A 25,484-nucleotide genomic window follows, 5' to 3' on the forward strand; every position below is an offset into this window, starting at 1 on the left:
ATGATGTCACTTCACGGCGCCGGCCATCAGGCCGCGCATGTAGTAGCGTTGCAGAAGCAGGAAGACGAACAGGCAAGGCACGCTCATCACGGTGACGCCCGCCTGGACGGCGCCCCAGTCGATGGCGCCGAGCCGGCCGGCACGCACCGCCGAAATCAGGATCGGCAGCGTGAACTTGGAATTGTCCGACAGCAGCACCAGGGCGGCCAGGAACTCGTTCCAGGAGTTGAGGAAGGCGAAGATCGCCACCGTGACAATGCCGGGCAGCACCAGCGGCAGCAGCACGCGGACGAGCAGCCTGAGGTCGCGAGCGCCGTCGATGCGGGCGGCCTCCTCGATCTCCTTTGGCACGGCGTCGAAGGCGTTGCGCATCATGAACACCGAGAAGGGCAACTGCAGCGTCACGTAGACCAGCGTCAGGCCAATCAGCGAGTTGTTCAGCCCCAGTCTGGCGAGGATGATGAACAGCGGCGTCAGGATCGACTGGAACGGGATCATCAGCGTGGCGATGATCAGCACGAACAGCGCGTTCTTGAACATGAAGCGGTAGCGAGAGAAGCCGTATCCGGCGAGCAGACTCACCACCACCGTGAGCAGCGCCGTTCCGATCGCCACCGCCGCCGAGTTTAGCGTGTGCTGCCAGACGCCGGCGCCGAAGCTGTCGAGGCTGCGGTAGGCATCGAGGCTGAAGCCGGTGGTCGGCCACGGTGGGACCGGCGGCAGTCGCGCTTCCGTGCCATGCCGGAAGGACGAGAGGATGGTGATGGCGAACGGTGCCAGGAAGAAGATGGCGAGCAGGATACCGGTGCCGTGATAGCCACCGGCGCCGAGTAGTGCACGGCGGGCACGAGCCTCTTTCTTGCCGGTCATGGCCGCTCCTCCCCAACACGCAACAGCCAGAGCTGGAAGATGCTGATCAGCACCAAAATCACCAGCAGGCCCAGCGACATGGCCGCGCCGTAGCCGAGGTTGAACGACACGAAGGACTGGTTGAAGATGTAGTAGACCACCGAGATCATCTTGTTCTGCGGCCCACCGGCCGTCATGATGTAGAACTGGTCGAAGGCGAGGATCGAGCCGGTCACCGACAGGATCAGCGACAGCGCCATCGTCTTCCGCATCAGCGGCAGCGTGACGTAGATGAAGCGCTTCCAGCGGTTGGCGCCGTCGATGCGCGCCGCTTCGCCGAGCTCGGTCGGGATTGCCTGCAGTCCGGTGAGCAGGATGATCATGGTGAAGCCGGCCACCTTCCACACCACCATCAGACAGATGATGAAGAAGGCGCTGTCGAAGCTGGCAAAGAAGTTGGTCTTGAGATCGACGATGCCGAGCCAGGCGAGCAGCGGGTTGAGAAAGCCGACGTCGACGTTGGCAAACCACACCCAGAGCAGCGACGCTGAGGCAAGGCCGACCACCACCGGCATGAAGATCGCCGTCCGGTAGACACCGACCATCCGCCGCTGCCGCTCGACGAAGATGGCAAGCGGGAAGGCCAGGGCGAAGATGGCGATGGTGATGATCACCGTGTAGTAGGCGGTGAAGCCGAGCGCCGAATAGAAGCGGGTGTCGGACAGCATCCGAATGTAGTTGCCGAGGCCGATGAACTTGGGCGCGCCGAGCAGCGGCCACTTGTGCAGGCTCATCCAGAAGGTGAACAGCACCGGCAGAATGAAGAAAACGATCACCAGCGCCATGGCGGGTGCGATGTAGAGAAGCCCCTTCCATTGCGACCGGTGTCTGGGCCGCGGTCGGCGTGGGGGGCGGGATAGGCTGTCGGCGAGGGTCATCGCTGGCGTTCTTCTCAATCACCCGTTCGAAGGCTGTGCCTCTACCGGATGCGAAAAACCAAGGGGCGGACGAGGGGACGGATCACGCGGACCGCTGCCGTCCGAGGGATGCCGGCCGAAAGACGGAGCTTCCGGCCGGTCGATCGCGTGGGGTCTTACTGGGCGTTGTCGATGATGCTCTGCATCTCTTCCTGGGCCTTGGCGAAGGCACCATCGACGTCATCGCCGAAGATGGCGGCGTTGGTGAACGAGGCCCACGGACCGTTGGCGCTGTTGATCAGGTCGTTGAACTGCAGCGTGTAGGGCGTCTTGGCGACGGCGATGGCATCGACGCCGACCTGCATGCGCGGGTCGAGATCCTTCAGCACTTCCTTGGCCAGATCCGCACGGGTCGGCAGGCTGCCGTATTTCGCCATCACCTTCTGTCCTTCCAGCGAATAGGCATATTCGAGGAAGTTCTTGGCAAGGGCGGCGCGCGGCGAGCCCTTGGTGATGACGAAGTTATCGCCACCGGCGAACGAGGAGGTCTTGCCGTCGACGCTCGGGATCAGCGATACGCCGAAATGGATGTCCGGGTGCTCGGTGACCAGCGTGCCGATGGCGAAGGCACCGAGGTTCTGCTGGCCGATCTTGCCGTTGGTGATCGACAGGAAGTTGGTGCCGGTATCCGAGGCGGCGCCCGGCGGTACGACGCCCGCCTTGACCATATCGCGATAATAGCCGACCGCCTTGCGCATTTGCGGTGTGTCGAGCGTCGCCTTCTTGCCGTCCTCCGACAGGATGTCGGCGCCGGCGCCCCAGGTGAGCGGGGTGAAGGTGAAGATCATGCAGCCGCCGCAGCCGCCGCCCGAGAAATAGAAGCCGTAGGTGTCATCGCCAAGCGCGCGAATCTTCTTGGCATTTTCGGAGATTTCTTCCCAGGTCGTCGGCGCCTTGTCGGGATCGAGGCCGGCCTTCTTGTAAAGATCCTTGTTCCAGGCGAACACCGAGGTCTCGACCGACAGCGGCAAGCCATAGATCTTGTCCTCATAGGTGCCGAGCTTGACGTGACTCGGTGACAGCGAGGAGAAGTAGGGCAGGGCCTTGGCCCAGTCGGTCAGATCTTCGAGCTGACCGGCCGCCGCGAAGGCGGGGTTATAGATCAGGTCGAGCGACAGCGCGTCCGGCGCCTGACCGCCGGCGATGGCCGTCGCATATTTCTGCACCAGCTCGGAGAAGGGAACCTCCGTCATCTGGATCTTGTCGTCGTGGCTGGCGTTATAGGCCTCGACCAGCTTGGTGAACGAGGCGCCGATGCCGCTGCGCACCCACATCTGCAGTGTATCGGCCTCAGCCGCGCCGGCGGCAAAGCAAAACGTGACGAGGCTGGCCGCGGCCAGCAGCTTGCTGATTTTCATTGCTCTCTCCTCCAAAGCGGGTTCCTCTTCCCGCAAAATCCATGGCTTCAGACCGGGGGCTCGAGCCCCCGGCAAGACTGGCGGACCACCAGCGAGCACGGCAGCTTGCGAATACCGGACTGCACTTCGCGGCCCTCCGACATCGCCAGGATCAGTCGACCGGCCTCCCGGCCGAGCGTTCTGAGATTCATGTCCACTGTGGTCAGTGGCGGACGGGTTTGTGCCGCCACGATTTCCCAATTGTCGAAGCCGACGACAGCCACATCTTCCGGCACCCGGACGCCGCGCTCACGCAGGCCGTCGACGACGCCACGGGCGATCTGGTCGTTGCCGCAGAAAATGCCGTCGGGCTTGTCGCCGCCGCGGTCCCAGAGCTGCGCCACCGCCTCGTGCCCCCAGGCTTCCGACCAGACGCCGTGCAACACCTCCGGCGGCCCATCGTTGGTGGCGCGGTAGGCATCGGCGCGCTCGCGCACCGATTGAAATGTCTTGGGTCCACTGATGTGAACGATCCGCCGGCAGCCGGCGTCGATCAGGCAGCGGACCGCCAGTCTGGCGCCCTGTTCGTCGTCGGAGCGGAGCGTCACTCCATCGACGGGCCCCTTGGTGAAAGCGTAGACCACCGGCACGGCAAGGCCGGAGAGATCGACCGGCAGCTGCCGATCAAGGCGCTTGCCGGAGGCGATGATGCCGTCGACGCTCTTGTCGAGCATGGCGTCGACGTGGACCCGCGCCCGTTCTGGATCGTCCTCGATGGCACACAGGAAGACGGAGACGCCGTGTCCTACCAATTCCTCGGATATGCCGGCCATCACCGGCAGGGTGAAACGGCCGTAGGTATCGTTGGTCAACAGGCCGATGGTGAAGCTGCGCTTGGTGATCAAGCCCCGTGCCAGCGCGTTTGGCCGGAAGCCGACCTCCAGCGCCACCTTCTTCACCCGCTCCCGCGTTTCCTCGCTCATCCGGCCGCTGCCGTTGAGCGCCTTCGAAGCGGTCGAGATCGACACGCCCGCCAGCGCTGCCACGGTGTGGATGGTGAGGCGCCCACGCTTGCCGCCGATGGTGCTCAGTTTTCCCTCCCCGCTTCTTGAGGGTGAGAAAACCTTTTCTCTAGGACGAAGTCAACGTGAGAAAACATTTTCTCAAGTCGGCGTGCCGAACCGCTGCTCTGGTAAGCCGGCGTCCGGCCATGTCTTTGACGGCATTGGATTTCGGTGGCTTGAGTGCGGCTGGGTGAACAGATCGCGCAGCCGAAGCCTGTCGACGACTAGACTAAAAGCTGACAGCTGGATTCGCCTCAATCAGTGCCGGATGGCCTCAAGTCGGCAACAAAAAGACGGCGGAGAGACCCACTGGGTCGCTCCGCCGCTCTCATCTTGTCCAGCCTGAAAGTCTTGGCCCGTCAGCCCAGAAGATGGCCGACCGCCTTGCGCCAACCGGCAAGATGCGCATCACGCGCTTGGTCCGGCATGGCCGGTGTGAACAGCGTCTGTCCTTCACCGCTGCCGGTCATGGCAAGGCCAAGGCCATGGAAGGCCACCGAGGCTGCACCGAGGGCGCTTACTTCAGGGAATTTGCCCCGGCGAAGTGGTCGGCCGAGAATGTCGGCCTGGAACTGCATCAGGAAGTCGTTACGCGAGGCACCGCCGTCGACCGACAAACCGGATAGCGCCGTACCGATATCAGCCTCCATGGCGGCGAATACGTCGGCCACCTGGAAGGCCACCGCCTCGACGGCAGCGCGCGCCAGATGCGCCGGCTGCGTGCCGAGCGAGAGACCGGATATTTCGCCGCGCACATCGTTGCGCCAGTGCGGCGCGCCGAGACCGACCAGGGCCGGCACGAAAGCAACGCCATTGCTGGACGGCACGGTCATCGCGAGATCGGCGAGAGCGCCGGCATCCTTCAATCCGAGCAGCGAGGCCATGAAGGCGACGGTCTGGCCGGAGACCGAAATATTGCCCTCAAGAGCATGCCAAACACGCCCCCCGAGGCTCCAGGCGATGGTGCCCGAAAGCCCATGACGCGATCGAACCCGTTGCGGCACCAGCGACATCAATGATGTGCCGGTACCATAGGTCGCCTTGACGGTGCCCGCCTCGCGCACGCCATGACCGAACAGCGCAGCGTGCGAGTCGCCCATCATGCCGTGGATGGGAATGCCGGCCGGCAAGGCCGTCGCGCCGGCGACCGTTTCGCCAAACCGACTGTCGGAAGACTTGACCTCGGCCAGCATCGCCTTGGGCACGCCGAACAGGGCGCAGAGATCGTCATTCCAGACCAGCGTCTCGGTGTCGAAAAGCTGCGTGCGGCTGGCGTTCGAATGATCGGTGGCATGTGTCTTGCCGCCGGTGAAGTTCCACAGCAGCCAGCTGTCGATGGTGCCGGCCCGAATGGTGCCGGCCGCCGCCCGCGACTTCCCATCAGGAATGCGGTCGAGAATCCAGGCGATTTTGCTCGCCGGGAACAGCGGGTTGATGCCAAGACCGGTTCGCGCCTCGACGAACTCGCCATGGCCGGCGGCAATCAGTGCCTCGCAGGTCGAAGCCGTCCGGCGACACTGCCAGATGATGCAGGGCGCCAGCGGCTTGCCCGTGGCGGCATCCCAGACGACGATGGATTCGCGCTGGTTGGAGACAGCGAGGGCCGCCACATCCGCTGCCCGGGGATGGGCCGACAGCTCATCGACGACCGCCTTGACTGCCGCCCAGATGGCCTCGGCCGATTGCTCGGCCCAGCCGGGTTCAGGGTAATCGACGGTCATCGGCCGGGAGGCGGAGGCAATCACCGCCCCCGATCGGTCGACGAGCAGCGCCTTGGTGTTGGTTGTTCCCTGGTCGATGGCCAGGACGAGCGCCTTGTCCATCATCACCCCTTGCGGCTGATCGCTTTCAACGCGGCGGAGGATATGCCGGCAGCACTCAGCCCGAAATGGTCGAACAGGAAGTCGACGGTTCCGGTGGGGGCGAAGCCGGGGAAGCCCAGCATTTCCATCGGTACGGGCCGATGGAGCGCCAGCGTTTCGGCCACCGCGCCACCAAGGCCGCCGCGCACGCTGGCTTCCTCGACGGTGACGATGGCACCGGTGCTCGCTGCATCGATGATTGCCTCGACGTCGAGTGGGTTCATCCAGGCCATGTTGACGACACGCGCCGATACACCCTGTTCGGCCAGAACATCGGCCGCCTGCAGCGCCTTGTGCAGCATGACGCCGTTGGCAAGAATGGCGACGTCGTCGCCGTCACGCATCACCTCGGCCTTACCGGGCTCGATGCGGTCGAGCTTGTGTTGAAGCGCCGGCACCGGATAGCGGCTGACGCGGATGAACACCGGCCCCTCATAGGCGGCGGCAAAGCGAATGGCTTGCTCGGTCTCCCAGGGGTCAGACGGCACGATGGTGAGGAGATTGGCCAGCGGCCTCAGCCAGGCAAGGTCCTCGATCGAATGATGTGTCGGCCCAAGCTCGCCATAGCCGATGCCGGGCGACTGGCCGCAGAGCTTGACGTTGGTGTTGGAGTAGGCGACGTCGGCCTTCACCTGTTCCAGCGCCCGTCCGGTCAGGAAGCAGGAGGCGCAGGAAACGAAGGGGATGCGGCCGCCATTGGCAAGGCCGGCGCCAACGCCGACCATGTTCTGCTCGGCGATGCCGACGTTGACGAGGCGCTCCGGCCAGCGCTTCTTGAAGCCGCCGAGCTTGGACGAGCCGACGCTGTCGTTGACGACGGCGACCACCCGGTCGTCGGCCTCGGCCAGCGCCTCGAGCGTCTTGGAAAAGGCGTCGCGGCAGTCGTAAAGGCCTTCGTTTGTCTTGGGGGCGGCCGACATCAGATGAGCTCCTTCATCGCCTGGGCGAACTGTTCGGCATTGGGGACGCCGTGATGCCAGGAGACGTTGTCCTCCATGAAGGAAACGCCCTTGCCCTTGATGGTGTTGGCGATCACGCAAAGCGGCTTGTCGCGGCCCTTGGGATCGGCGCCGAGCACCTCGAGCAGGGTGCCATGGTCGTGGCCGTCGATCATCTCGACGTGGAAGCCGAAGGCACGCCACTTGTCGTCAAGCGGGTCGAGACCGTTGGTGGCCTCGGTGCGGTCGCCCTGCTGCAGGCGATTGCGGTCGACAATGACGGTGAGGCGGTTGAGCTTGCGATGGCCGGCGGCCATCGCGGCTTCCCAATTGGAGCCTTCCTGCAGCTCACCGTCGCCGGTCAGCACGAAGGTGCGATAATCCTTGGCCGAAAGCGTGCCGGCGATGGCGATGCCGACGGCAACCGGCAGGCCGTGGCCGAGCGGCCCGGTGTTGGTCTCGATGCCCGGCAGGTAATTGCGGTTGGGGTGGCCGTTCAGCTTGGAGAGCGGCTGCATGTAGGTCTTGAGGTCTGCCTCCGGAAAAAAGCCGGCCTGGGCCAGCACCGAATAGAAGGCCCCCGTACAATGCCCCTTGCTCATGATGAAACGGTCGCGATCTGGGTGACGCGGTTCCTTGGCATCATAGCGCATGATGCCAAAGTAGAGACTCGCCAGGATGTCGGCCGCCGAGAAGTCGCCGCCGGGATGACCGAGCCCGGCATCATGGACCATCGTGAAGGCACTGCGACGGATGGCGAGCGCCTGGGCGCGGACCATGGCGATCCTGTCGGCGCCGGAAGCCGGCGCCGGGGCGGTTGAAAGAGACATGTTGCGTTCTCCGAGTGCGGCCGGACAGCCGTCAACAGAAGGCCTTGAGACCGAGCGTCGGCGCGGCCTCGCCGTTGTGATGGTAGATGGGCAGCTTCAGGTAGCGGCTGACCGCTTCCTCGACGATGCCGGCCACTTGGCCGCGCACCATGGCGACGTGATGCTCGAAGCCGTTCTGCGTCACCACCTTCAGGAGCTGCCGGAGCTTTTCGACCTGGATCACGGCGATGCCGCCATCCATGCCATAGGGATCGTCGGTGAATGCGCCATCACCGACATAGGCCTTGATGGTGGCGTTGAGATCGTCGGAGGAAAAGCGCAGGAAGCTCATCGGCCCTGCCTTCACCTTGCCCTTGACGGCGCCGAAGCACTTGTCGCGGCCGATGGTCTCGCCGAGCACATCGAGCTCACCGATGTTGGGCGTGTCGCCGAAGAAGCTCTTCGGATAGTTGCCGCAGTGGGTGCCGACGCACTTGTCGGGTTCGTAGCCGTAGTTGTTGTTCCAATCGAGGATGGCGGCCGGCTGGCCGGCGGCCAGTGTCAGTGCATACATCGAGAGCGTGCCGAGCACGTCCACCTCGCAGGCGCTCGGCATCAGCTTCTCGCCCATCATGCTCATGGAGAGGCAGGTAGCGCAGCCATAATTGTCCTGCAGCGACCGCCAGCACTGGATGGCCGAAGCGTCGCAGTCGTTTTCGCTCATCCACTCGTCGATGGCGATGCCCCACTTGGCCTGCTTCAGCACCTGCTCCGGCCGGATGTGGGCGTCGATCTTGCCGTAGCCGCCAATGGCCGCAAGCTTGTCCTTGACGCTGGCCGCGCTGTCGTCGATCGCCTTGGCGCGACCAATGATCTCTGAAAGATCAACCGGCACCACGGTGACGCCCATCGCCTGCAGCAGCTTCTCCGAGTAGCGCATGGTCTGGAACGGCGCGGTACGGGCGCCGATGGCGCCGATCCGGGCATGGCGGAGGCCGCGCACCGTGCGGCAGACGCGGGCAAAGGTGTCGAGATCGCCGCCGAATTCCTTACCGTCGAGGTCGGAGGTGTGACTGGTCGTCTCGGTGAACGGGATGCCGTAGTTATAGAAATTGTTGGCGACCGAGATCTTGCCGCAGAAGGCGTCGCGGCGACTCTTGACGTCGACCTTGTCGAATTCGTCGTTGCAGGCCTGCAAGAGGATCGGCACGCCGAGGCTGGCGGCCATCACCATCTCGACGATGGCGATCTCGTCGCCGAAGTTGGCGAGCGAGATGACGAGACCATCGATCTCTTCCTTGTGGGCGGCAAAGAACCGGCCGTAGAGCTTGGCGTCGTCGCGGGACTGCACCGCGCCATTCACCGTCGCATCCACAGGAGGCATTAGCGTGCGAATGCCGAGACGCGCCGCCTGCGCTTCAAGGTCGTTGCGCGCCTTGATGCAAGGAGCGCCGTTGAAGAACTGCCGGCTGCCCACCACCAGGCCCAGGGTCACTTCGCGCTTGAACTTGTCCGTCATATTCCATCCTCCCATCGGCGAGAATTCTCCGCCGACATGAATTCAGTTTTCGATTTTTATCGCTTTCTTTCGTTTGATGATGTTTTTTGGGGGGCGTTTTGTCAATAGGGTTTTTGCCTTGTCTGGCCGGAGACTCGAGGGCTGGTGCGGCTTCGATTGGCCTCAAGAGGCAAAAAGACATGGCCGATCGCGGAAAATCGGAGCTATAAGGATCGCAAGAAAGCGAAGGTCCCCATGGCGATAGAATCATCGAATGGTAGCGGAACGGACGCCGGCTCCAGCAGCAAGCGCGGTGCTGCGGCGGCGGAAGCCCCCGCTTTTACCGGCCTGCTCGCCGAGCCTCGGCGCATGAAGATTCTCGAATGGCTGCAGGAAGAGGGCAGCGCCCGCGTCCGTGAACTGTCGCAGGCATTCAAGGTATCGGAAGCCACCATCCGCCAGGATCTCGAACGGCTCGAGCAGGAGGGCCACATCCTGCGTGAGCATGGTGGCGCCTATCTCAAGACGGTGCAGCAGCAGGTCGGCACCATGTCGCTGCAACACATCGAGAACATGGATCGCAAGCGCAAGATCGGCGCCAAGGCGGCATCGCTGGTGAAGAACAACGAAACCATTATTCTTGACGCCGGATCCACCACCACCGAGATCGCCCAGCGGCTGACGACCCGTGAAAACCTGACGGTTATCACCAACGCGCTCAACATCGCCATCATTCTCGGCGCCGTTCCGGGTTATGCCGTGCACATGCCCGGCGGTCAGTTCAAGGCCCCGACATTGTCGCTGTCCGGCGATAAGTCGGTGGAATATTTCCGCAATATTTTCGCCTCCAAGCTGTTTCTTGCGACCGCCGGCGTGTCGATCGATGCCGGTCTGACCTACCCGAGCTTTGCCGACCTGCAGCTCAAGGAAGCGATGATCAAGGCGGCCGCGCACGTCTATCTCGTGGCCGATTCCTCCAAGATCAACCGAACCTCCTTCACCCGGCTCGGCAATCTCGACGTTATCCATTCCTTTGTCACCGACGACGGCATAGCCGACAGTGATGCCAAGGAATTCGAGCGCCGCGGCATCGAATTGATCGTCGCCAGCTGATCTGGCTTCTCTGAAAAGCCAAGCCTTGATGGCGAGTCGCCCTTCAGCGGGCGGCTGCGCGCTCTTGCGTGGTGCCAAGCGCCGCCGCATCCTGGTCCCATTTCGCATCCTATGCGCTTCCATCCGCGCCACCTCTCGCGATCGGCGAGGTCGCGAGGTCGATGCTACCTTTCGATTGCTATCGACTTTTGTCTAACTATCCAAAATCAGGCGTTAGATTGGGTCTGCAAAGAACGCGCTCACCCGAGAATGATCATTTTCGACAGAAAATTCGTCCAAAAGTGCCTAAAATGCCGTCAGCACGTATGGCTTCGGGCGATTGGATGCCAATGAGCGCGAATGATCCGTTGACAAACGATAGAAAACGAAAATAATCGAAACATGAGGTCCGGGCGAGGAACCCGACGACCCTAGGGAGGACGAGCATGCCGGATCATGCTGAGTCACGCCGGTCTTTGGCCAGCGCGACCGATAATCAGCCGTTCACTGCCGCTGGCCGCCGGAATGGTGCAGAACTTTCAAGGCGTCTCGTCGTCGCTGGCCTGCTGGCTGTGGCTCTGGCCGGCTGCAAGATCCTGCCGATCCAAAGCGAGAGTGACGCGGCTCAGCAGAAGTTTAACGGTACCGACTACCTGGCCAAGCTCTGGGATGCTCAAGTCGTCCCGGTAGTTCGAGACAAGGCTTTCCCGATCGAGACGGTGATTGCCGCCATTGAGGGTGGCCTCGACAAGGCCGGCCCTGAGTTCGGTCATCGTCCGGCCGAGGAAGGCAGTCCCTGGAGTTTCATCGTCAAGGGCACGGCGGTCATCAAGGAAAAGAACACCGCCTCGCGCGCCGGCACCGTGTTGATCGATGTGGCGACGCCGAAGGGGCCCGTTCCCGTGACCATTCAGATCGGGCCTGTCATCAAGGGCAACTCGTTGCGGGACGCCATGCCCTTCATCAACTTCCAGAACTTCACCAACCAGTTGGAATTCGCCGAGGTCGGTCGCGCTTTCAACGGACGCGTCGTCACCGAGATCAAGGCAGCCGTCGATGCGTTGGCGCCCGGCCAGACGATCGCCTATTCCGGCACCTTCTCGCTCAATTCACCCACCGACAAGATCTTGCTGACGCCCGTCCTGATCGGCCCGGCGGGAGGCGCCCAATGAGCGCCCTGGAGCAGGCTCCGGCGGTGGTTCTTCGCGCCGAGAAGATGACGCGCGTCTTTCCGGGCACCATCGCCTTGGAAAACGTCGACTTCGACGTTTACGAGCACTCGGTCAACGTGCTGATCGGCGAGAACGGGGCCGGCAAGTCGACGCTGATGCGCATCCTCGCCGGCGTCGATCAGGCGACCTCCGGTCGCATCCTGATGGGCGGCGAAGAAGTGCGGTTCTCTTCGGTGCTGGATGCCGCGCAAAAGGGCATCGGCATCGTCTTCCAGGAACTCAATCTCTGCCCCAACCTCTCCGTCACCGAGAATATCTTCCTCGGTCGCGACATGACCAAGGGCGGCGTTCACATCGACATGCCGCGCCAGCGTGAGCGGGCCAAGGAATTGCTCGCCCGCCTGGAGCATGACATCGACCCGGATACGCTGGTCGACGATCTCAGGATCGGCGAGCAGCAGATTGTCGAGATCGCCAAGGCGTTGGCCGACGATGCCAAGGTGCTGATCATGGACGAGCCGACCTCGGCGCTGTCGTCCTCCGAGGTCGAGGTGCTGTTCCGCGTCATCGCCGAACTGAAGAAGTCCGGCGTCGCCATCATCTACATCTCGCACCGCCTCGAAGAGCTCGTCCGCATCGGCGACTATTTCACCGTGCTGCGCGACGGCCATTTCCAGGCGAGCGCCCCCAAGGGTGAGGCCACCATCCCCTGGATCATCCGCCAGATGCTCGGCACCTCGGAATTCGCCAAGCGCCAACAGCGTGACGTGAAGGTCGGCGAGCCCGTACTGTCGGTGCGAAACCTGAAGCTGCCGCGCGTCGGCGGCGGCTATCTCGTCGATGATGTCAGCGTCGATTTCCGGGCCGGCGAGATCGTCGGCATCTACGGTCTGTTGGGTGCCGGCCGTTCCGAACTGTTTGAGAGTCTGTTTGGCCTCAGGGCCGACGCGCGCGGCGAAGTTGCCATCGGCAGCAAGTCCATCGATCAGCTTCCGGTAGCCAAACGCATCGCGGCTGGTCTGTTCCTTGTGCCGGAAGACCGACAGCGCGACGGTCTCGTGCAGAACCTGACGGTCGGCAAGAACCTGTCGCTTGCCAGCCTTGCCAAGGTCACGAAACTCTTCACCGTCCAGAACGCTGCGGAAAACAAGGCGATCGACAAGCTGTTCCGCTCGCTGCGCATCAAGGCGCCATCGCCCGAGACACCCATCACCTCGCTGTCGGGCGGCAACCAGCAGAAGGTAGTCATCGGCAAGAGCCTGATGACCGAACCCAAAGTGCTGCTGCTCGACGAACCCACCCGCGGCATCGATATCGGCGCCAAGGAAGAGGTGTTCCGCACCATGCGCGAGCTGGCCGATCAAGGCCTCGCCGTGGTGTTCGCCACCTCCGATCTCAAGGAGGTGCACGCCGTGTCCGACCGCGTGCTGGTGATGTCGCAGGGGCGGATCACCGCCGATCTGCCCGATCATGAGGCGACCGATGAAGTCATCGTCCGCGCCTCCACCAAGGGACACGCCGCCCCCGTTCACGACCACCCGGCTCAGGATCAGTGACCATGACCAACACAGTTGCAACCCCGGCGGCCGAAGCGCCCAAAGGACAGTCGACGCTGCTCCTCCTGCTCCTGAAGCTCAGGACCTTCATCGCGCTGATCGCCGTCGTCGTCTTCTTCAGCCTGATGGCGCCGAACTTCGTCACCGTCGCCAACGTGGTGATCGTCTCCAAGCACGTGGCGATCAACGCCTTCCTCGCCATCGGCATGACCTTTGTCATCCTGACCGGCGGCATCGACCTATCGGTGGGTGCCATCGTCGGTCTGGTCGGCATGGTGGCCGGCGCCCTGGTGCTCTACGGCATTCCGCTCGAAATGCTTGGTGTGGTGATCTATCCCAACGTCTGGGAGGTGATCGGCATTGCCCTCTTGGTTGGCACCTTCGTCGGTCTCGTCAACGGCCTGCTGATTACCCGCATGCAGGTGGCGCCATTCATCGCCACGCTGGGCATGCTCTATGTCGCCCGTGGCACGGCGCTTCTGATGTCGGGAGGCTCGACCTTTCCGAACCTGATTGGCAAGCCGGAGTTTGGCAATCAGGGCTTCCCGGTGCTCGGCTCCGGCACCATCCTCGGCATTCCCCTGTCGATCTGGCTGCTGCTGGTCGTCGCCGGCATCGCCGCCTACGTCGCCACCAAGACGCCGTTCGGCCGGCAGATCTATGCCGTCGGTGGCAACGAGCGCGCCGCCACGCTGAGTGGCGTCAATGTCAACCGCGTCAAGCTCACCGTCTACATGGTCTCCGGCTTTTGCGCCGCCATCGCCGGTCTGGTCGTCGCCTCTCAGTTGGTCGCCTCGCATCCGGCGTCTGGTGAAACCTTCGAGATGAACGCCATCGCGGCGGCCGTGCTTGGCGGCACGTCGCTGTCGGGCGGCCGGGGCACCATCGGCGGCACCATTGTCGGCGCCTTCGTCATCGGCGTGCTCTCGGACGGCCTGGTCATGATGGGCGTCTCCGAGTTCTGGCAGATGGTCATCAAGGGTGTCGTCATCGTCGGTGCCGTCATCCTCGACCAGATGCAGCGCCGCATCGCCCGCAACGCCCGGCTTGGCTGAGATCTGGGCTGAGATTTCGGCGCCGGCCGACCCCGGTCGGCGTCAACGACTGCGGCCGTCGACACCCGACGTGAACCGCGCCCCGCTGAGAGGTGTGCAGCGGACTTTAGTGGAGGAGAAAGACATGTCGCTTCGCAATACTCTGAGGACGGTTTCCCTCGGTCTTCTGGCCGGCATCGCGCTGACCGCCTCGGCTCTTGCCGCCGATGGCAAGCTGATCGTCATCATCACCCCGAGCCATGACAACCCCTTCTTCAAGCAGGAAGCGGTGGGCGCCCAGGCCAAGGCCAAGGAGCTCGGCTACGAGGCGGCGATCTACAGCCATGACGACGACGCCAACAAGCAGAACGACCTGATCGACTCGGCCATCGCCCAGAAGGCCGCCGCGATCATTCTTGACAACGCTGGCGCCGATGCCACCGTCGCCGCCGTGCAGAAGGCCAAGGACGCTGGCGTTCCGTCCTTCCTGATCGACCGCGAGATCAACGCCACCGGCATCGCCGTCACGCAGATCGTCTCCAACAACTACCAGGGCGCCACCTTGGTCGCCGAAAGCTTCGTCGACGCCATGGGCGAGAAGGGCAACTTCGTCGAGCTGGTCGGCAAGGAATCCGACACCAACGCCGGCGTGCGTTCCAAGGGCTTCCATGACGTGATCGATCAGTATCCCGACATGAAGATGGTTGCCCAGCAGAGCGCCAACTGGAGCCAGACCGAAGCCTTCTCGAAGATGGAATCGATCCTCCAGGCCAATCCGGACATCAAGGGCGTGATCTCCGGTAACGACACCATGGCCATGGGCGCCATGGCTGCCCTCGAAGCCGCCGGCCGCAAGGATGTTCTGGTCGCCGGCTTCGACGGCTCCAACGACGTGCGCGACGCCATCATCGCCGGCAAGATCCACGCCACCGGCCTGCAGCCGGCCTTCCGTCAGGCCCAGTATGCTGTCGAATTGGCCGACAAGTTCCTGAAGGAAGGCAAGACCGGCCAGCCGGAAAAGATCTCCATGGACTGCGTGCTGATCACCAAGGACAACGCCGCCAAGCTCGACAACTTCGCGCTCAAGGATTGATCTCTCCTCCCAAGGTTCAGACCTCCACGACCTGAACCGTGATCACCAAGCAGCAGGCGGGCGCTCCGGCGTCCGCCTGTTTTATATTCGGCCTTGCATCCCATAGCTGCTTGGCCGATAAATCCACACTATTCAAAGGTTTGTGCGAAGTCTCGGCAAGCGAACCGGCTGGATTGCATGTCAACAGGCGTGGTCCTGATCCGCCGGATGCCGCCCGTAACGGAAAGTATGAGATGCCCTTTCGGATGATCGCCCTCGACCTCGACGGTACGCTTCTCGATCCTGAAGGGCGCATTCGCCGGCGCAGCATCGACGCGCTCAAGGCTGCCAAGGCACGCGGTCTGGAAGTCGTTCTGGTCACCGGACGGCACCATTCGGTGACGCGGCCTTATTTTGAAGAGCTTGGTTTGACCGGGCCGGCCATCTGTTGCAACGGCACCTATGTCTACGACTTCGCGACTGGACGGATTGTCAGCGGCGAGCCGTTCGGCCGCGACGAAGCGCGCCACATCATCGCTTCCTGCCGTCAGCACGGCGTCGACATGCTGATGTACCTCGACGACGCCATGCTCTACGAAGTGCCGACGCCGCATCTGCAAAAGCTGGGTGCTTGGATCGATAGTCTGTCTACCCGGCCGAAGCCGGAACTGCGACGGGTGGCCTCCATGGAGGCGGTGCTCGACGCCGCTCCCAATGTCTGGAAGTTCGTGGTCACCCATTCCGACGCCGGACGCCTCGCGGCGTGGTACGCCGAAGCCGAGACCATGCCGGCCTATGGCGTCGAATATTCCTGGCACGATCGCATCGACGTCATGCCGGCCGGACGCAGCAAGGGCAGCCGCCTGATCGCCTGGGCAGCCGAGCGGGGCGTTGATGTGGCCGACATCGTTGCCTTCGGCGATAACTTCAACGACCTCGCCATGTTGACGGGCGTTGGCCTTGGTATCGCTATGGGCAATGCGCCCGACGCGGTCAAAGCGCAGGTGCCAGAGGTGATTGGCAGCAACGACACCGACGCTCTCGCCGATCGCATCGAGCGGCTGATTGCCTAATCAGTCTTGCGTACATGCTCGCGTAATGGGCGTGCCTGCCTATTGACCACTGTTCGACGACCCATTACGACTTTCCCTTCAGAAACAAGGCGCCCAGCCATCCGGGACTGACGGAAACGCCGTCACGGGATGATCCGCGCGGCTACTCGCGCTCGCGAACCGTCGGGGATATGGTGAAGAGGCGTAAGGCTCCATCGCTTGTTGCGAGAGGTGCCGAGCGACCAAACGGCGGAGAAACCGCCGGGTATGAAAAGGGGAACCGAACATGACCATGCCAGTCCTGGTAAAGCATCTGAGATACCTATCGGCCGGTGCCGCAATGGCGGCCTTTGTGACCTGCGCCGGCCCATCCTTCGCGGCCACGCCCGCCGACACGTTGGTCGAGGGTTTCTCCATCGACGATATCATCACGCTCGATCCTGGCGAGGCCTTTGAGCTGTCAACGGCAGAGGTTACTGCCAATAGCTATTCGCTACTTGTTCGCCTCGATCTCGATGATACGACGAAGGTAAAGGGCGATCTGGCCGACAGCTGGACCGTTTCCGACGACGGTCTCACCTATACCTTCAAGCTGAAGCCGGGCTTGAAGTTCGCGTCCGGCAATCCGGTCACCGCTGACGATGTCGCCTTTTCGGCCGAGCGTCTCATCAAGATGGACAAGAGCCCGGCCTTCCTGTTCGGGCAGTTCGGCCTGACCGGCGACAATGTGACCGAGAAGGTCAAGGCGGTCGATCCGCTCACCGTCTCGTTCACCGTCGACAAGCCCTATGCGACGTCCTTCGTACTGAACGTCCTGTCGTCGACCGCCGGCTCTGTGCTCGACAAGAAGCTGGTCATGGAGCACGCCAAGGCGGTAACGCCGTCGGCCGAGTACAAGTGGGACACCGATTTCGGCAATGACTGGCTGAAGACCACTTCGGCTGGCTCGGGTCCTTTCAAGGTGGTGACCTGGAAGGCCAATGAGGCGGTCGTTCTTGAGCGCAACGACAATTATTTCGGCGAGCCGGCCAAGCTGAAGCGGGTGATCTATCGCCACATGAAGGAAAGCTCTGGCCAACGTCTGGCGCTCGAGAACGGCGATATCGACATTGCCCGCAACCTTGAACCCGGCGATCTCGACGCGGCGGCTGCGAACAAGGCGCTCGCCACGGTTTCGGCACCCAAGGGCACCGTCTACTATATTTCGCTCAACCAGAAGAACCCCAACCTCGCCAAGCCCGAGGTGATCAAGGCGTTCAAATATCTGGTCGACTACGATGCGATCGGCGCCACCCTGATCAAGGGCATCGGCGAGATCCACCAGTCCTTCCTGCCGAAGGGCCAGTTGGGCGCCATCAACGACAACCCCTATAAGTTCGACGTGGCGAAAGCCAAGGACCTGCTCGCCAAGGCTGGTCTCGGCGACGGCTTCACCGTCACCATGGATACCCGTAACACCGAGCCGGTGACCGGCATCGCCCAGAGCTTCCAGCAGACGCTGGGGCAGGCGGGTGTCAAACTCGAAATCATCCCTGGCGATGGCAAGCAGACGCTGACCAAATACCGCGCGCGTCAGCACGACATGTATATTGGCCAGTGGGGTTCCGATTATTTCGACCCCAACTCCAACGCCGACACCTTCACCTCCAATCCCGACAACTCCGACGAGGGCAAGACCAAGACGCTAGCCTGGCGTAACGCCTGGGATCCCAAGGAGCTCGACGCCGAAACCAAGGCGGCGCTGCTTGAAAAAGATGCGGCCAAGCGCGCCGCCATGTACGAGGACCTGCAGCGGAAGGTGTTGGATAGCGGCCCGTTCGTGGTGATCTATCAGCAGATCGAGGTCGCCGCTTATTCGGCCAAGCTCCAGGGCTTCAAGCTCGGTCCGTCCTACGACACCAACCTGGTCGCCCCGATCTCGAAGTAACAATCCGATGTCGCTTGACGCCGCCCATCTTGACGGTGGGCGGCGCGAGCAGTTTTTTGAAACGACAAAAGAAGAGTATCTGGAAATGAAAGCGCCGTTTGGGGCGAAAGCCTTTCGTGAATTCTCCGCCGGTGTCGCACTGGCCGTACTCATGACCTTCGGCGCTCCGACTTATGCCGCAACGCCTGCCGACACGCTGGTAGAGGGCTTTGCCATTGACGACCTGATCACTCTCGATCCCGCGGAAGCCTTCGAGTTCACGGCCGCCGAGTTCATCGCCAACAGCTACAACAAGCTGGTCAATCTCGATCCGCAGGATACCTCGAAGATCGTCGGCGAACTGGCGGATAGCTGGACGGTGTCCGACGATAGCCTGACCTACACGTTCAAGCTCAAGCCGGGCCTGAAATTCGCCTCCGGTAACCCGATCACCGCGGCCGATGTCGCCTATTCCTTCGAACGGGTAGTCAAGCTCGACAAGTCTCCTGGCTTCCTGATCACTCAGTTTGGCATTACTGGCGACAACGTCGCCGAAAAGGCCAAGGCGATCGATCCTCTGACTTTCCAGCTCACCGTCGACAAGGCCTACGCGCCAAGCTTCGTGCTCAACGTCCTGACCTCGATGACTGCCTCGGTGGTCGACAAGGATCTGGTCCTGCAGCACGTCAAGCCGGTGACGCCAAGCGACGAGTTCAAGTACGACAACGACTTTGGCAACGACTGGCTGAAGTCGGCCTATGCCGGTTCCGGTCCGTTCAAACTGGTCGTCTGGAAGGCCAACGAAGCGTTGGTTCTGGAGCGCAACGATAACGCCGCCGTGCACCAGGCCAAGCTGAAGCGGGTGATCTATCGCCACATGAAGGAGAGCGCCGGCCAGCGTCTGGCTCTCGAGAACGGCGACATCGATATCGCCCGCAATCTCGAGCCCGGCGACGCCGACGCCATCACCGCCAAAGAGGGCTTTGCCATCACATCGGCGCCCAAAGGCACGCTTTATCTGCTCGGCCTCAACCAGAAAAACCAGTATCTCGCCAAGCCCGAGGTGAGGCAGGCGATCAAGTACCTGATCGACTATGATGCCATTGCCTCGACCCTCATCAAGGGGATCGGCCAGGTGCATCAGACCTTCCTGCCGTCTGGGCAGCTCGGCGCGCTCGAAGACAAGCCATTCTCATTGGATGTCGCCAGGGCCAAGGCCCTGCTCGCTCAAGCCGGCTTGCCCGACGGCTTTTCCGTGACACTCGACGTGCGCAACACGCAGCCGGTCTCAGGCATTGCCGAGAGCCTGCAGCAGACCTTTGCCCAGGCCGGCATCAAGCTGGAACTGATCGCCGGAGATGGCAAGCAGGTACTGACCAAGTGCCGGGCACGCCAGCACGACATGTGTTTCAGCAATTGGGGTTCGGACTATTTCGATCCCAACTCCAATGCCGAGACCTTCACCGTCAACGCGGACAACTCGGATACCAGCAAGAACAAGACCCTTGCCTGGCGCAATTCGTGGGATCCGGGCGAACTGAACGATGTGACGCACGCCGCGCTGCTTGAGAAGGACACCGCCAAGCGCGCCGCCATGTATCAGGATCTGGAGCGCAAGGTTATCGAGACCGGCCCCTATGCCTTCATCTACCAGCAGATCGAGGTTGCCGGTTACGCGACGAAGGTGAAGGGCCTCAAGCTCGGTCCCAGCTTCGACACCAACTATGTCTACCCCATCGCGAAGGACTGACGGACGATGGCGGCGATCGAAGCTTCGAAACCGGCCCGACGACGGCGCGTCCGTGGTCTGGCGGTTAATTTCGGGCGGTTTGCCATCATGTTGGCGACCACCTTTCTCGGCCTCCTCGCCGTAACCTTCTTCATCGGGCGCGTGGTGCCGATTGATCCGGTCCTGGCGATCGTCGGCGATCGCGCGCCGGCGTCGGTCGTCGAGCGCGTCCGCGAGCAGATGGGCTTCAACCTGCCGCTCTGGGAACAGTTCTTCATCTATCTCAAGCAGGCGCTGGCCGGCGACTTCGGTATCTCGGTTTTGACGACCAATCCGGTGTTGGAGGACATTCGCAACGTCTTTCCGGCGACACTGGAACTTGCCACGGTCGGCACGCTGATCGGCGCCGGCCTTGGCGTGCCGCTGGGCGTTGTCGCCGCCGTCCGGCGCGGCTCGATTGCCGACCAGATCGTCCGCATCGTCGGCCTCATCGGCTATTCGGTGCCGATTTTCTGGCTGGGATTGCTGTCGCTGTTGCTGTTCTATGCGCGCTTGAAGTGGGTGGCCTATCCCGGGCGCCTCGACGTCGCCTACGAGTACACCTTCACCCCCATCACCGGCCTTTATCTCTTCGATGCCGCCTGGACGCGGCAATGGGATGTGCTGTGGGACGCATTCCGCCACATCATTCTTCCGGGCTCGCTGCTCGGCTACTTCTCGCTCGCCTATATCAGCCGCATGACGCGCTCCTTCATGCTCAACGAGCTTGGCCAGGAATATATCGTTGCCGCCCGCGCCAAGGGGCTCAGCGAGCGCCGCATCGTCTGGTTTCACGCGCTCCGCAATGCCTCGGTGCCACTCGTCACCGTCATCGCGCTCTCCTACGCCGGCCTGCTTGAAGGATCGGTGCTCACCGAGACGGTGTTCTCCTGGCCGGGCATCGGCCTTTACATCACCAACTCTCTGCAGAACGCCGACATGAACGCCGTGCTTGGCGGCACCATCGTCATCGGTTCGGTGTTCATCGCCATCAATCTCTTCTCCGACTTCCTCTACCGGCTGCTCGATCCGAGGACGCGCGCAAAATGACCGATCCCTCGTCCCCGGTTCCCCCCATGGCATCGAACGAGAGCTGGCGCGATTGGCTGCTCACCGCCGAGCCGCACTCTCGCCATCAAGCCCGGCTCGGCCGCGCCTACGTCACCTGGCGGCGCTTTTCCGAAAACCGGCTAGCCGTTACCGGTCTGCTGATCATCGTCGCGTTGGTGCTGATTGCCGCCTTCGCCGACCTACTAGCGCCCCACTCGGCGACCATTGGTAACCTGGCCGGCGCCCGCCTGCTGCCGCCTGGCTCGCCCGGCTTCCTGCTCGGCACCGACGATCAGGGGCGCGACATCCTGTCCCGCCTGCTCATCGGCTCGCGCATCACGCTCGCCGTGGTGGCGCTGGTGGCTATCATCGCCGCGCCGGTTGGCCTGTTGATCGGCACCGTCTCTGGCTTTGCCGGCGGCTATGTCGACGCTGTGTTGATGCGCATTACCGACATTTTCCTTGCCTTCCCGAAGCTGATCCTGGCGCTGGCCTTCGTCGCCGCGCTGGGACCGGGCATCGAGAATGCGGTGATCGCCATCGCGCTCACCTCCTGGCCGCCTTACGCCCGCTTGGCCCGTGCTGAGACGCTTGGCGTGCGCAACTCCGACTACATCTCAGCCGTTCGCCTGATGGGCGCCTCGCCGGCTCGCATCGTTATCCGCCACATCATGCCGATGTGCCTTTCCTCGCTGATCGTTCGTGTCACGCTCGACATGGCCGGCATCATCCTGACGGCGGCCGGCCTCGGCTTTCTCGGCCTGGGTGCCCAGCCGCCAATGCCTGAATGGGGAACGATGATCGCCTCCGGTCGGCGCTTCATCCTCGATCAGTGGTGGGTCGCCACCATGCCCGGCATAGCCATCCTGATCGTCAGCCTCGGCTTCAATCTCCTGGGCGACGGCCTGCGCGATGCGCTCGACCCACGGGAGGCCGGCCGATGACATCTCTCCTTACCGTCAGCAACCTCTCGGTCACCTATCCAACCCGTACCGGCATCGTCGAAGCGGTGCGTGGCATCTCTTTCCAGCTCGGTCGCGAACGACTGGGCATCGTCGGTGAGAGTGGCTCGGGCAAGTCGCAGACCGGCCGCGCCATCATGGGGCTGACGCCATCGCCTGGCGTCGTTCAAGCCGACGCGCTGTCCTTTTCCGGCGTCGATCTCTTGAAGGCCGGTCCGTCCACGTGGCGCGACATGCGTGGAAGCCGCATGGCGATGATCCTGCAGGATCCCAAGTTCTCGCTCAACCCGGTGATGACCATCGGTCGCCAGATCACCGAGACCTTGCGCCACCATGAGAATGTTTCCAAGCGCGAGGCACGGCGGCGGGCGCTCGCCATGCTGGAGGCGGTGCAGATCACCGACCCGGAGCGGGTCTTCGGCCTCTATCCGCATGAGGTGTCGGGCGGCATGGGCCAGCGGGCGATGATCGCCATGATGCTGGTCTGTGGCCCCGAACTGCTCATCGCCGACGAGCCGACCTCGGCTCTCGACGTCACCGTTCAGCTCGAAGTGCTCGGCATTCTCGATCGGCTGGTGCGGGATAACGGCATGGGCCTGATCTTCATCAGCCACGATCTTCGCCTCGTCTCCTCCTTCTGCGACCGGGTCCTGGTGATGTATGCCGGACGCATCGTCGAGGAGTTGGCGTCCGCCGACCTCAGCAAGGCGACGCACCCTTACACGCAGGGGCTTCTCGACTGCACGCCGAAGATCGGTGAGAGCCGGCACCCGCTGCCGGTCCTCGAACGGCAGAAGGAGTGGGCCGCGTGACCATCCGCCTCGAAAACCTGTCGGTGAGTTTTGACGGCTTCCATGCGCTGAAGTCGGTCCGCATCGTCGTCGAAAAAGGTGAGTCCTTTGGTCTCGTCGGCGAGAGTGGCTCGGGCAAGTCGACGCTGCTCCGCGCCATCGCCGGTCTGGCTCCGGTCAGTGGCGGAACCATCGAGGTGAACGGCGAGACGCTGTCTGGCAGCCGGCGTAGCCGCGCCTTCCGCCGCGCCGTCCAGATGGTGTTCCAGGATCCCTACGCCTCGCTGCATCCGCGCCAGACCGTCGACCGGCAGCTTCTGGAACCGCTGGCCATTCACGGCATCGGCGACGGCGAGCGGCGCATTCTCAAGGCGCTCGACGAGGTCGGTCTTGGCTCGTCCTTCCGCTTCCGCTATCCGCACCAGCTGTCCGGCGGCCAGCGGCAGCGCGTCGCCATCGCCCGTGCCCTGATCGTCGAGCCGGAAATCCTGCTGCTTGACGAACCGACGTCGGCCCTTGATGCCTCGGTTCAGGCCGAGGTCTTGAACCTCCTGGAGGAAGTGCGCGGCCGCCACGGGCTTACCTACATCATGGTCAGCCACGACCTCGGCGTGGTCACCCACATGTGCAGTCGCCTTACCGTGATGAAGGGTGGCGAGGTTGTGGAGACGCTCTCTGCCGCCGATCTTGCTGGCAGCCGGGTGGTCTCCGATTATACGCGGCGGCTGATGGTGGCGAGCAAAGGTTTCACGCGTGAGGCTGTTCCAGGCTGAACGCCAGCTTTACCGATCGCGGGCGACACTTTACCATCGAGCATCGGACCGAAAAGTGGTTGCCGGTTTTCGGTAAATCCGATGCGACAACCAGGATCAGCGTCGCCCGATCGGAACATCTCGCCTTGGAAACCGACCTCTATCTGCCCGTCAAACGCCATCTCGAAAGCCTCGGCCTGACCGTCAAGGGCGAGGTGAAGGGGTGCGATCTGGTCGGCCTGTCGGATGGCGAGCCTGAACTCGTGGTGATCGGTGAGCTCAAGCGCGCCTTCACGTTGGAGCTGGTACTGCAGGCCGTCGATCGGACGGCCGCTGCCGACGAAGTATGGCTCGCCGTTGGCGCCTCGAAGCGTGGCCGTGGTCGCGAGGGTGATCCACGCGTCAAAAAGCTTTGCCGCTTCCTGGGCTTTGGCTTGATCGCCGTCACGCCGACCGGCTTGATCGAGGTGATTGTCGAGCCGGCGCCTTGGAAGCCGCGCCGCGATGGCCGCCGCCGCTCGCGCATCGTCGATGAGTTTCGCCGTCGCCGGGGCGACCCAATACTCGGTGGCTCGACCCGGCTGCCGCAGATGACGGCTTACCGCCAGCAGGCGCTGGTCGTTGCCCATGCGCTGCGCGACGAGCCATCGCGGCCGCGCGATCTCAAGGCCGTCGCTCCCGATGCCGCCAAAATCCTTCAGGCCGATGTCTACGGTTGGTTCGAGCGTGTGGAACGCGGTGTCTATCGTCTGACCGACGCCGGCCGGACGGCGCTTGTCTCCTGGGCCGCCTACCTACCCGCCGATGAGCCGGCCGCCGCCTGAAACTCACGGCTTCGTGTGGCGTCAAGCCCCCGTTGCGTCTGGCAATTTCCGGCAACCACGCCATATTGCTTTGATCCGCCCGTCAGTGCATCGGAATGAATTGCCGGCATGAATCCTTATTATGACCCCGCCAAAGCCCACCACACACCGGACGGCTTTCGCGATCCGGAAGTGGAAGCCGCTCGTACCACCCTCCGCGACATCTGGGCCTGGAAGCGGGAGGCGCGACGCGAGGGCAAGCCGCACCCGCCGGGAAGTCCGACGCCGAGGGTGGCCCCCGATCTCGACCGCATCGCCGGTGTAGAAACGTCGGCCACCTTCATCGGTCACTCAACGGTGCTGCTTCGTATCGGCGGCCTCACGGTGCTCACCGATCCCATCTTCAGCGAGCGTGCCTCGCCCTTCAGCTTCCTGGGCCCACGCCGCGTCGTGCCACCCGGCATCGCATTGGATCAGTTGCCTGAGGTCGACGTGGTGCTGATCTCGCACGGCCACTACGATCATCTCGACCGAGCCTCGGTGCGCTGCCTTCATCGCCGGTTCGGCCATCGAACCTTGTTCGTTGCCCCGCTCGGCGTCGGCGCATTGCTGCGGCGCTGGGGCATTTCCAACATCGTCGAACTCGACTGGTGGCAGAGCCACACCTATCACGGGCTCGATTTGACGTTGACGCCGGCCCGCCATTGGTCGGCCCGCAGCTTCAACGACCGCAATCGCATGCTCTGGGGCGCCTTCGGCATCTTTGCCGAAGGGTTTTCCTGTTATTTTGCCGGCGACAGTGGTTATGGGTCGCACTATCGCGAGACGCGGCATCGCCTGAAACCGCGCGAACGCACTGGTGCCTTGTTCGACCTGGCACTAATGCCGATCGGTGCCTACGATCCACGACGCATCATGCAGGACCATCATATGAATCCCGAAGAAGCGGTGGTCGCCCATCGCGAAATCGGAGCGCGGCGGAGCATCGCCATCCATTGGGGCTGTTTCCAGCTGACCGACGAAGCGCTTGACGAGCCACCAATTCGGCTGGCTGAGGCGCGCACCGCCGCCGGTCTCGCCGACAACGACTTTGTTGCCCTGCCGGTCGGCGGCTCCTTGTGGCGGCCGTCAGCCTAACCG

General features: G+C 63.0%; 22 protein-coding genes. 14 read left to right on the forward strand and 8 right to left on the reverse strand.

Features of this window, described 5'->3' with window-relative positions; translation table 11 throughout:
• Nucleotides 1-6 precede the first annotated feature (6 nt).
• The 8 genes from G522_RS0103470 to G522_RS0103505 form a co-directional block, all read right to left on the reverse strand.
• Nucleotides 7-870: a carbohydrate ABC transporter permease gene (locus tag G522_RS0103470; protein ID WP_026789841.1), complete on the reverse strand. Its 864-nt coding sequence runs from the start codon at nt 868-870 to the stop codon at nt 7-9.
• Nucleotides 867-1,787 carry a carbohydrate ABC transporter permease gene (locus tag G522_RS0103475; protein ID WP_026789842.1) on the reverse strand — a complete coding sequence of 307 codons (921 nt, stop codon included), beginning with the start codon at nt 1,785-1,787 and terminating at the stop codon, nt 867-869. Before G522_RS0103475 ends, G522_RS0103470 begins: the two co-directional genes overlap by 4 nt.
• Nucleotides 1,788-1,942: 155 nt before the next feature.
• A complete protein-coding gene (locus G522_RS0103480; protein ID WP_036837992.1) occupies nt 1,943-3,184 on the reverse strand; it encodes an ABC transporter substrate-binding protein in 1,242 nt (413 codons plus the stop codon).
• Nucleotides 3,185-3,231: 47 nt separating this feature from the next.
• The gene (locus G522_RS0103485) at nt 3,232-4,209 is read right to left on the reverse strand and encodes a LacI family DNA-binding transcriptional regulator (RefSeq protein ID WP_026789844.1); all 978 of its coding nucleotides are present in this window, start codon (nt 4,207-4,209) and stop codon (nt 3,232-3,234) included.
• A 377-nt stretch (nt 4,210-4,586) separates the two neighbouring features.
• Nucleotides 4,587-6,053 (reverse strand): FGGY family carbohydrate kinase, encoded by a 1,467-nt coding sequence (locus tag G522_RS0103490; RefSeq protein WP_036837994.1) that lies wholly within the window; start codon nt 6,051-6,053, stop codon nt 4,587-4,589.
• Nucleotides 6,053-7,009 (reverse strand): transketolase family protein, encoded by a 957-nt coding sequence (locus tag G522_RS0103495; protein ID WP_026789846.1) that lies wholly within the window; start codon nt 7,007-7,009, stop codon nt 6,053-6,055. Before G522_RS0103495 ends, G522_RS0103490 begins: the two co-directional genes overlap by 1 nt.
• Entirely contained in the window at nt 7,009-7,857 is an 849-nt protein-coding gene (locus G522_RS0103500; RefSeq protein ID WP_084632694.1) for a transketolase, read from the reverse strand. Before G522_RS0103500 ends, G522_RS0103495 begins: the two co-directional genes overlap by 1 nt.
• Nucleotides 7,858-7,888: 31 nt before the next feature.
• A complete protein-coding gene (locus G522_RS0103505; protein ID WP_026789848.1) occupies nt 7,889-9,355 on the reverse strand; it encodes an L-fucose/L-arabinose isomerase family protein in 1,467 nt (488 codons plus the stop codon).
• Between the two features lie 234 nt (nt 9,356-9,589).
• Here G522_RS0103505 and G522_RS0103510 point away from each other — a divergent pair, with 234 nt between their 5' ends.
• The 14 genes from G522_RS0103510 to G522_RS25435 all read left to right on the forward strand — a co-directional run bounded on the left by G522_RS0103510 (nt 9,590) and on the right by G522_RS25435 (nt 25,481).
• A complete protein-coding gene (locus tag G522_RS0103510; protein WP_208395989.1) occupies nt 9,590-10,447 on the forward strand; it encodes a DeoR/GlpR family DNA-binding transcription regulator in 858 nt (285 codons plus the stop codon).
• A gap of 425 nt (nt 10,448-10,872) precedes the next feature.
• Nucleotides 10,873-11,598, forward strand: coding sequence for a DUF2291 family protein (locus G522_RS0103515; RefSeq protein ID WP_026789850.1), 726 nt, complete (start codon nt 10,873-10,875; stop codon nt 11,596-11,598).
• Nucleotides 11,595-13,154, forward strand: a complete 1,560-nt coding sequence (locus tag G522_RS0103520; protein WP_026789851.1) for a sugar ABC transporter ATP-binding protein — start codon at nt 11,595-11,597, stop codon at nt 13,152-13,154. Before G522_RS0103515 ends, G522_RS0103520 begins: the two co-directional genes overlap by 4 nt.
• 2 nt (nt 13,155-13,156) lie before the next feature.
• On the forward strand, nt 13,157-14,209 hold the full coding sequence (locus G522_RS0103525; RefSeq protein WP_026789852.1) for an ABC transporter permease: 1,053 nt from the start codon (nt 13,157-13,159) through the stop codon (nt 14,207-14,209).
• 124 nt (nt 14,210-14,333) lie between these two features.
• Nucleotides 14,334-15,281 carry a D-ribose ABC transporter substrate-binding protein gene (locus G522_RS0103530; protein WP_036837997.1) on the forward strand — a complete coding sequence of 316 codons (948 nt, stop codon included), beginning with the start codon at nt 14,334-14,336 and terminating at the stop codon, nt 15,279-15,281.
• 233 nt (nt 15,282-15,514) lie between these two features.
• Nucleotides 15,515-16,333 carry a pyridoxal phosphatase gene (locus G522_RS0103535; RefSeq protein WP_026789854.1) on the forward strand — a complete coding sequence of 273 codons (819 nt, stop codon included), beginning with the start codon at nt 15,515-15,517 and terminating at the stop codon, nt 16,331-16,333.
• 271 nt (nt 16,334-16,604) lie between these two features.
• Nucleotides 16,605-18,239: an ABC transporter substrate-binding protein gene (locus G522_RS0103540; protein ID WP_425414044.1), complete on the forward strand. Its 1,635-nt coding sequence runs from the start codon at nt 16,605-16,607 to the stop codon at nt 18,237-18,239.
• Nucleotides 18,240-18,324: 85 nt separating this feature from the next.
• Entirely contained in the window at nt 18,325-19,968 is a 1,644-nt protein-coding gene (locus tag G522_RS0103545; protein WP_026789856.1) for an ABC transporter substrate-binding protein, read from the forward strand.
• A 6-nt stretch (nt 19,969-19,974) separates the two neighbouring features.
• Complete coding sequence (locus G522_RS0103550) at nt 19,975-21,036, forward strand: ABC transporter permease (RefSeq protein ID WP_026789857.1); 1,062 nt, start codon at nt 19,975-19,977, stop codon at nt 21,034-21,036.
• Complete coding sequence (locus tag G522_RS0103555; RefSeq protein ID WP_051228259.1) at nt 21,033-21,980, forward strand: ABC transporter permease; 948 nt, start codon at nt 21,033-21,035, stop codon at nt 21,978-21,980. The genes G522_RS0103550 and G522_RS0103555 overlap by 4 nt, the downstream gene beginning before the upstream one ends.
• Nucleotides 21,977-22,810: an ABC transporter ATP-binding protein gene (locus G522_RS0103560; RefSeq protein WP_026789859.1), complete on the forward strand. Its 834-nt coding sequence runs from the start codon at nt 21,977-21,979 to the stop codon at nt 22,808-22,810. Before G522_RS0103555 ends, G522_RS0103560 begins: the two co-directional genes overlap by 4 nt.
• Complete coding sequence (locus tag G522_RS0103565) at nt 22,807-23,562, forward strand: ABC transporter ATP-binding protein (protein WP_036838118.1); 756 nt, start codon at nt 22,807-22,809, stop codon at nt 23,560-23,562. Before G522_RS0103560 ends, G522_RS0103565 begins: the two co-directional genes overlap by 4 nt.
• Nucleotides 23,563-23,687: 125 nt before the next feature.
• Nucleotides 23,688-24,365, forward strand: a complete 678-nt coding sequence (locus G522_RS25430; protein ID WP_036838120.1) for a DUF2161 domain-containing phosphodiesterase — start codon at nt 23,688-23,690, stop codon at nt 24,363-24,365.
• Between the two features lie 108 nt (nt 24,366-24,473).
• Complete coding sequence (locus tag G522_RS25435; protein ID WP_036838000.1) at nt 24,474-25,481, forward strand: MBL fold metallo-hydrolase; 1,008 nt, start codon at nt 24,474-24,476, stop codon at nt 25,479-25,481.
• Nucleotides 25,482-25,484: the final 3 nt, after the last annotated feature.

Origin of the sequence: Pleomorphomonas oryzae DSM 16300, from assembly GCF_000422965.1 — a bacterium.
In the GTDB taxonomy this organism is placed as follows: domain Bacteria; phylum Pseudomonadota; class Alphaproteobacteria; order Rhizobiales; family Pleomorphomonadaceae; genus Pleomorphomonas; species Pleomorphomonas oryzae.

Excerpts from the sequence above, each read along its gene's own strand:
- G522_RS0103560 (WP_026789859.1), top strand. The coding sequence starts at position 21,977 with ATGACATCTCTCCTTACCGTCAGCAACCTCTCGGTCACCTATCCAACC.
- G522_RS25435 (WP_036838000.1), top strand. The coding sequence starts at position 24,474 with ATGAATCCTTATTATGACCCCGCCAAAGCCCACCACACACCGGACGGC.
- G522_RS0103550 (WP_026789857.1), top strand. The coding sequence starts at position 19,975 with ATGGCGGCGATCGAAGCTTCGAAACCGGCCCGACGACGGCGCGTCCGT.
- G522_RS0103480 (WP_036837992.1), bottom strand. The coding sequence starts at position 3,184 with ATGAAAATCAGCAAGCTGCTGGCCGCGGCCAGCCTCGTCACGTTTTGC.
- G522_RS0103555 (WP_051228259.1), top strand. The coding sequence starts at position 21,033 with ATGACCGATCCCTCGTCCCCGGTTCCCCCCATGGCATCGAACGAGAGC.
- G522_RS0103510 (WP_208395989.1), top strand. The coding sequence starts at position 9,590 with ATGGCGATAGAATCATCGAATGGTAGCGGAACGGACGCCGGCTCCAGC.
- G522_RS0103475 (WP_026789842.1), bottom strand. The coding sequence starts at position 1,787 with ATGACCCTCGCCGACAGCCTATCCCGCCCCCCACGCCGACCGCGGCCC.
- G522_RS0103505 (WP_026789848.1), bottom strand. The coding sequence starts at position 9,355 with ATGACGGACAAGTTCAAGCGCGAAGTGACCCTGGGCCTGGTGGTGGGC.
- G522_RS0103520 (WP_026789851.1), top strand. The coding sequence starts at position 11,595 with ATGAGCGCCCTGGAGCAGGCTCCGGCGGTGGTTCTTCGCGCCGAGAAG.
- G522_RS0103525 (WP_026789852.1), top strand. The coding sequence starts at position 13,157 with ATGACCAACACAGTTGCAACCCCGGCGGCCGAAGCGCCCAAAGGACAG.
- G522_RS0103515 (WP_026789850.1), top strand. The coding sequence starts at position 10,873 with ATGCCGGATCATGCTGAGTCACGCCGGTCTTTGGCCAGCGCGACCGAT.
- G522_RS0103545 (WP_026789856.1), top strand. The coding sequence starts at position 18,325 with ATGAAAGCGCCGTTTGGGGCGAAAGCCTTTCGTGAATTCTCCGCCGGT.
- G522_RS0103535 (WP_026789854.1), top strand. The coding sequence starts at position 15,515 with ATGCCCTTTCGGATGATCGCCCTCGACCTCGACGGTACGCTTCTCGAT.
- G522_RS0103500 (WP_084632694.1), bottom strand. The coding sequence starts at position 7,857 with ATGTCTCTTTCAACCGCCCCGGCGCCGGCTTCCGGCGCCGACAGGATC.
- G522_RS0103490 (WP_036837994.1), bottom strand. The coding sequence starts at position 6,053 with ATGATGGACAAGGCGCTCGTCCTGGCCATCGACCAGGGAACAACCAAC.
- G522_RS0103530 (WP_036837997.1), top strand. The coding sequence starts at position 14,334 with ATGTCGCTTCGCAATACTCTGAGGACGGTTTCCCTCGGTCTTCTGGCC.
- G522_RS0103540 (WP_425414044.1), top strand. The coding sequence starts at position 16,605 with ATGCCAGTCCTGGTAAAGCATCTGAGATACCTATCGGCCGGTGCCGCA.
- G522_RS0103470 (WP_026789841.1), bottom strand. The coding sequence starts at position 870 with ATGACCGGCAAGAAAGAGGCTCGTGCCCGCCGTGCACTACTCGGCGCC.
- G522_RS0103495 (WP_026789846.1), bottom strand. The coding sequence starts at position 7,009 with ATGTCGGCCGCCCCCAAGACAAACGAAGGCCTTTACGACTGCCGCGAC.